This window comes from Candidatus Omnitrophota bacterium (assembly GCA_013791745.1).
Taxonomy (GTDB): Bacteria; CG03; CG03; order CG03; family CG03; genus CG03.
This window is the reverse complement of sequence record VMTH01000009.1, coordinates 1-6,967: the sequence shown is the minus strand read 5'-3', so window position 1 is coordinate 6,967 and position 6,967 is coordinate 1. Positions and strand designations below refer to the sequence as shown.

The window sequence follows — 6,967 nt, the reverse complement described above, 5'->3', positions numbered from 1 at the left end:
TTGACGACTTCCTCCAGATATTTTTTATCTTCTATAACTGCCCCGGTGGGGTTGTTGGGATAATTGAGTATCATTATCTTCGCGCGCTGACGCACTTTTTCGGGTATGGCCGAAAGGTCCGGCAGATAACCGTTCTCCTCCCGCAGAGGCATGAGATGTATGGCGCCGCCCGCGAGAACCACGCCGTTGTAATGAACAGGATAACAGGGATTGGGCACGAGAACAAGATCCCCCTGATTCAGATAAGCCATGCACAGATGCGCTATGCCCTCTTTTGAGCCTATGAGCGCCACCGCTTCCGTCTCGGGGTCCAGCTTCACGCCGAAACGGCGGCCGTACCAGTCGCAGACGGCTTTCCTGAATTTGGGCATACCCTTGGCCTGCGGGTAACGGTGCGTCCGGGGATGACGGGTCACGGTGTCAACAAGACGGTCCACCACGCATTTGGGTGTGGGAAGATCGGGATTGCCCATGCCCATATCAATCACATCCTGCTTATTGGCGTGCGCTCGGTTTTTCAAAACATCTATCGCTCCGAAAAGATAGGGCGGAAGATTTTTTATTTTATCCGATGGGCTGATCATTTTCGTGTCCTCACCATTGCGGGGTCACCGTCATTATCTCTTTAGCTATATCGGGATATTTGGCTATAAAGCGCAGCTCGTCGCTCAAGAGAGGTTTCTGCGTGTGCACATTGGCGTAGCGGACGAGCTCAAGTATTTTCCTGGCCTCATCCTTGTCCTTGAATTTCACCTCGAGTTTGTCATAAACATTTCTGAAGCCTTTGATACCCGAGTATTCTCCGACGACGATCTGGCGGCCTGTTTCTATAAACTCTTGCTCGCCCCGTCCGAGCTCCTCGTAATCATAGAGCTCATAATTCCGTCTGTCCTTGAGCGCGCCGTCGGCGTGGATGCCGGATTCGTGCGCGAAAGCATTTGAGCCGACGCCCGGCTGATTGATGGGTATCGGCACGCCGAAACAGTAGGAGGCGTACTGAGCGAGCTTCCATGAGCGTTTCAGATTGATTTTTCCGCCGAGACAGTATTTTCCGCTGAAACCCGAAGATTTTTTAATGGCGAGAATAACTGACAGCAGATCAGCGTTTCCTGCCCGTTCACCCATTCCGTTAACGGTGGTGTTGATGTAAGCGTCCACACCGGCATCGACGGCGGCCTTGGCCCCGGCAATCGAATTTGCGGCGGCCATCCCGAGATCATTGTGGCAGTGCAGCTCAACAGGGATTGAAACCTCTTTCGCGAGCTCATATATCCTTTCGTAAATTTTAAAGGGGTCATCATAACCGAGGGTGTCGCAGTAGCGGATCCTCGAGGCCCCCGCTTTTTTTGCCGCGAGAGAGAATTCCTTGAGGAAACCCATCTCGGTGCGCGAGGCGTCTTCGGCGTTCACGCCCAAGCTCTTCGCACCCATTTTCTTCGCGAGGATGACGCTTTTTTTCATCATCTCAATGACGTCTTTCTCGCCGTATTTACCCTGGAATTTATTGTCTATCATCTGTTTGGACGTGGATATGGATAAATTCAAATGCTCAATATCCGGCACATTTTTGAAAGCGGCTTCCACATCCTCAGACACCGCGCGTATCCATCCTCCCAGGCGGATCTTTTTCAGAGCCCCCTCTTTAACCAGACGGAGATTGGCGTTCAGGTAGGACCTCTCGTGATTGGTCAGCGGGAATCCGAATTCGGACTGGAATACACCCATTTTATCCAGATAAATATTGAGCAGCGTTTTTTCAAGTTTCGCCAGGCCCAGATTCGCCGTCTGCACGCCGTCGCGGTTTGTCACATCAATAAAATATATTTTTGCCATTTTTCCTCCAAAAACGGGACGTCCTTCTTTTTCCTGATTATTATAACCCTCTAAGGACTCCTCCAATTAGCTGAATTATAGTCAAGAAACGAGTATTAGTCAATTTTTTAGCGTGTTGCCGTGGACGGCTCTAAGTTATAAACCGTGGGAGAAGACTTCGCGGCTCCGGCATAGACGAACCCGGAACCGATTTCACCGTTCTCGATCAGAGATTTGACGGGGGCAAGCCACTCCATTCCGGTGTAAGGGCCCTTGCGGCCCCAGAAAACGCGGGACAGGTCGTTGACGAAAATACCTTTCGGTTTAAAGACTTTTTTCGCCTCGTAGATGCGCCGCGCGAATTTCTCCGGCGCCGGGGGAGTTTCCGAAAACTGATGCACATCAAAATCGATCTGGTTCCCTATTATAAAGTTCACCCCCTCAGCGTTATATCTCTTCCACTGGGAGACAAGATTGTCAAACTGCCTGTCGTCGCACTCGTAGAGCATCACCGCCTGAAAATCCACGCCGGCATCGCGGAACATCACCGGATCCTGTCCGTGCTGATGGCCCATCTGCCAGGACAGCACAAAGGCCCAGAGTGGCTTATCGCTCTTCACTTCCTCTTTTATCCTCTCTATGCACAATGATGATTTTCTGGAGCGCCACCAGTTCCACATATCCTGCAAAGCGTAATTTTTATTTTTAAATATCTCCCGCGCCAGATAAAGCGCCCGCTCCTGACTTCCCTTTAAAGACGCGGGGAGCTGAATGTCCATTTCCTCAAGGAATTCATCCGTGAGCTCAAAACCGCCCTGCACCGGTCTAATGTAATCCAGGCCGAGAAAATCAGCGGACGATGTGTCCATCTGCCTCATGACTTTTATGATGTCTTTCAGCCGCTTGCTGTCTCCTATGGATATCCCCCGGGATCTTTTCAGGCGGTCTTCCGACAGGCTGTAATCAAGGCCGTAGGTATAGCCGAGATTCCCGTCGCTCTTTCCCACGACGATATAACATGCCACCCAGGCGCCTATGCGCATTTTTCTTTTATGGGCCGCCGCGCATAACTCGTCCAGCATCTTGAGATTATTTTTTATCCACGGGAAATCCTCCGACAAAGACGTTCCGAAATAAGCCGTCTGGGCGGTGAGGTAGAGGAGAGTGTCCATCTTCATGTATTCGAGCCAGTCGAATATGGCCTCCCATGATTTCACTTCACCGTCGGGGGCGGGAATGCGCCGCGTTTTTAAGTTCTTTGTGTTCTCCCAGTTCATGGCATTGAGCGGGAATTTCACATCTGCGCTCTTACGCCCGGTTACCGCGAAGACAGCGCCGAGGAATCGGTTCCTCTCTTTTTCAGAAGGATGGAAAACCCGGGCCTCATAAAAGCCTTCTGGCGCATTCCAGGGTATGGGAAAACGCGCGACGGACTTGCCATCTTTTACGAAGAACTTGTACGCCATCCGTCCGCCGATCCCGGTGACCGGCGCGTTTTTCCTGAAAACCACAAGACGGTGATCGGCCGTCAGTTTGCCGTCAAACTCAAATGAGGCAATATGATAATGTTTATAATAATCCCTGTCCGAGCGAAGCGGTTTTTTTTCAGCTATGAAATATCCCCACAACAGCAGAAAGAGAACGAAAGGTACGGCGTATGCGGCTTTTCTGAAATTCATTTTTTGCCCCCTGGAAGAATCGAACTTCCATCCCAGGCTTCGGAGGCCAGTACTTTATCCGTTAAGCTAAGGGGGCGAGGCAGCGCCGGGCGTTGGAACAAGTTCATTCCGCCTGTATCCGCGCTAAACTATCTTCCAGTATCTTTTCTATTTTCGCCGCGTCAAGGCCGGAGACGGGCCCTCCGCCCCTGACAAATTTGGCCGAGCCGCCGCCCCGGACGCCGGAGCGTTCGGAAAACAGAGAAACCAGCTTCTCGGCCGAAAAGCCTTTTTCAATGAATGTATCCGAGGCCTTGCACACAAAAGCCAGTTTCCCGCCGTCTATACTGTATGAGAACACCAGACAATTGCCGCGCACGACAACCTCATCCGCCGCGGAAGCCACAGCCGCGGCCTTATCCGCACGGCAGACAAAGATATTTTTGAAACCTTTGATTTCGCGGCAGGATGTTTTTCCGGCGGCCTGTTCGGATTTTTTCTTCTGCTTTACCTCTTCCAGGAGCTTGTCTATTTTCTTCTCAATGTCATTGACAGGCGTTTTCAGTTTCCCGGCGGCCGCGATCAAGAGCTCTTCTTTTGCGGTGATATCTTTCATGACGCCGAAACCCGTGACGGCCTCTATCCTTCTGATACCCTGCGCGAGAGCTTTATTCGATGTTATTTTAAAAAGGCCTATCTGGCCTGTCCGCGACACATGGCAGCCACCGCAGAATTCGGCGCTGAAGGCATTGTCGGGGTCATCCGACCCCATTGTCACGAGCCTGACGACATCCCCGTATTTCTCGTCGAAAAAATGCAGGGCCTTGAATTTTTTTGCATCTTCCATGCTGTGTTCCGTTTTATATACAGGAAGGTCATCCATGACAGCCGTGTTGACAATGCGCTGCACTTCGTTTATTTCTTCCGGAGAAATTTTGCCTGAAATGCTGAAATCAAAACGAAGGCCGTTTTCATCCACGGCGGAACCGGCCTGCTGCACCTCTCCGCCGATGACACATCGTAAGGCGGCCTGAAGAAGATGCGTCGCGCTGTGATTCCTTTCCACCGCTCTTCTGCGGGGCTCATCCACCGAAGACAGCACACTGTCCCCCGCGGAAAGACTTCCCTTGATTATTTTTATTCTGTGCAAAACGGTTTTACCGACACATACCACATCAGTAACGCGCGCGAGAAAGCCGTCGTTCTTCAGGGTGCCGCCATCGGCGGCCTGACCGCCCGAGACGGCATAGAAAGGGGTTTTGTCCAGCACAACGAGCACCTCATCAGGATCGGAGCTCGTGTCGACCGTCTCATCCTGCGCGGAGGCGCTCAGCACCTCATTGCCGCCGGACACCATTTTCAGCACTCGCGCCTCAATCTCAATATTATCATAGCCATCAAAAGGCGTCTCGCCCGATGATGCAGCGACGGCCTTAAGATGGGCGTCGGAAGCGTCGCAGGAACCCGTCCAGGATGCCCTGGATCTTTCCCTTGACTCTTCAATGAGTTTCTGAAAAACATCCTCGCCCACCGAAAAAGAATAAGACGCGGCTATATCCCTGATGAGTTCTATGGGAAAACCATAGGTGGTGTAAAGATCAAAACAGAGCTCGCCGGGGATGCTCTTCGCCGCCCTGATCTCTTCCATGCGGCTCTCCAATATACCCATGCCAGTATCAAGGGCCTTTTCAAATCTTTCCTCCTCGCTTTTCACCGCCATGGCTATACGCGGAGCGTTGTGCGCGAGGGAAGGATACACTTTAGCAAAAATATCAAAGACCGGATTGATGGCTTCGCATAAGGGCTTTTTCAATTTTATTTTACGCGCGGACACCATCGCTCTTCTTATCAGACGCCGGAGGATATAACCCCTGCCCGTGTTGGAGGGCAACACTCCGTCGTCTATCATAAAAACAGAACAGCGCGCGTGATCGGCAATGCGCCTGATATGAACAGATTCTGGGGCGGCGCTGTGAGATGAAACAAAATCAATGATGGGTTTTATTAGATCGGTCTCATAATTTGATTTCAGGCCGTTTACAACCGTGAGAAGTCTTTCAAGCCCCATGCCCGTGTCTATGTTCTTTTGTTTGAGTTTTTTCAATTCCCCGCTTTTCTGCCTGTCGAACTCGGTGAAAACGAGATTCCACACCTCCAGCCAGCGGTCACAGCTGCATCCGGGGGCACAATCTTTTTTACCGCAGGAGAAGGATTCTCCCTGGTCATAGATGATCTCGGAACAGTAACCGCAAGGACCGGTATCTCCCATTTCCCAGAAATTATCCTCATTGCCGAGCTTCACTATTTTTGAGGGGGGAAGAAATTTGCCCCAGAGTTTATAAGCATCCTCATCATCGCGGTGCACGGTGGCATAGAGCTTTTTCTCATCCAGGCGCAGAACCCGCGTAAAGAATTCCCATGCCAGCCGTATGGCCTCTTCCTTAAAGTATCCTCCCGCGGAAAAATTACCCAGCATCTCAAAAAATGTCAGGTGCCGGGCGGTCCTTCCGACCTGTTCTATGTCAGAGGTCCTGACGCACTTCTGAATTGATACGGCTTTCGGGGGAACCATGGGGACGAGCCCCAGGAACATATCCTTGAACTGCACCATGCCGGCGGTGGTGAAAAGAAGCGTCGGGTCATCCGGAACGAGCGACATGGAGGGATATAAATTGTGCCCCTGCTCCGTAAAATAATCCAGAAAACATTTCCTCAGCTCTTCATGTGTCATCAAAATCCAGCCTCCGTATAATTTTGAACAGATTATAGATTAAAAATGCAATGTAATCAACCATTCAACCGGAAACATCAGGCGGTATCCGTAGACGGCCGCTCGCGAGTGCGGCTCGCTGCCAATTCACTCGGAGTCGGGGTAAAACTCCTCGTTCATATGGCCCGCTACGGATACCGCCTGATATTTCTGAAAAAGGCTATCCTAAAATATGATGATTTGTTTCTTGACAGGATATTGCGGTATTTGTTAAATTAGCACTTAGACCATCGAGGTGCTAATTATGAAGAAAAGCGTGAAAAAAGAATTTATGGACAGCGAAACCAGGAACAGGCAGATACTGCTTTCACTGGTTAAGGAATTCATTATACACCGCCGTCCCATGGGCTCAAAACATTTGAACGCGCAATACAATCTGGGTGTGTCACCGGCAACCATACGGAATGTGCTGTCTGCGCTGGAAAAAGAGGGCTACCTCAGCCACGAATCTTATTCCTCAGGGAGGATCCCCACCGCCAAGGGCCTTCAATTTTACATAGACAGCATACTGACACGGGGCGAGATCATGAACGGAGCGAAAATATCGGGGCTCGGACGCTCCGGCGCGGCAAAGACAGGCGGCGAGCCGGAAGAAAGATATATGCTCGAACAGGCCTGCCGGCTGCTCTCCGCCTATTCCAATTGGGTCGGCCTCACCTGCTTTGTGGACGAAAAAGCTGATTATCTTGATTTTGATATAAAAATGATAGCACCGGACAAGATGCTC

The 6,967-nt window shown here is 51.0% G+C and carries 5 protein-coding genes and 1 tRNA gene; 1 reads left to right on the top strand and 5 read right to left on the bottom strand.

Going from position 1 to position 6,967, the window contains the following annotated elements; translation table 11 throughout:
* The 5 genes from FP827_00455 to alaS form a co-directional block, all read right to left on the bottom strand.
* Window positions 1–584: aminotransferase class I/II-fold pyridoxal phosphate-dependent enzyme (locus FP827_00455; protein MBA3051557.1), on the bottom strand; the 584-nt coding region annotated here is incomplete at its 3' end.
* A gap of 10 nt (window positions 585–594) precedes the next feature.
* The gene (locus tag FP827_00450) at window positions 595–1,833 is read right to left on the bottom strand and encodes a homocitrate synthase (protein ID MBA3051556.1); all 1,239 of its coding nucleotides are present in this window, start codon (window positions 1,831–1,833) and stop codon (window positions 595–597) included.
* Window positions 1,834–1,940: 107 nt separating this feature from the next.
* Window positions 1,941–3,491, bottom strand: coding sequence for a hypothetical protein (locus tag FP827_00445; protein MBA3051555.1), 1,551 nt, complete (start codon window positions 3,489–3,491; stop codon window positions 1,941–1,943).
* Between the two features lie 4 nt (window positions 3,492–3,495).
* Window positions 3,496–3,567, bottom strand: a tRNA-Arg gene (locus tag FP827_00440).
* A gap of 27 nt (window positions 3,568–3,594) precedes the next feature.
* Window positions 3,595–6,237 carry an alanine--tRNA ligase gene (alaS, locus tag FP827_00435; protein MBA3051554.1) on the bottom strand — a complete coding sequence of 881 codons (2,643 nt, stop codon included), beginning with the start codon at window positions 6,235–6,237 and terminating at the stop codon, window positions 3,595–3,597.
* Window positions 6,238–6,484: 247 nt separating this feature from the next.
* On the opposite strand from alaS, the gene FP827_00430 reads away from it, so the two are divergent.
* The coding region (locus FP827_00430) for a hypothetical protein (GenBank protein MBA3051553.1) at window positions 6,485–6,967 on the top strand (483 nt) is incomplete at its 3' end.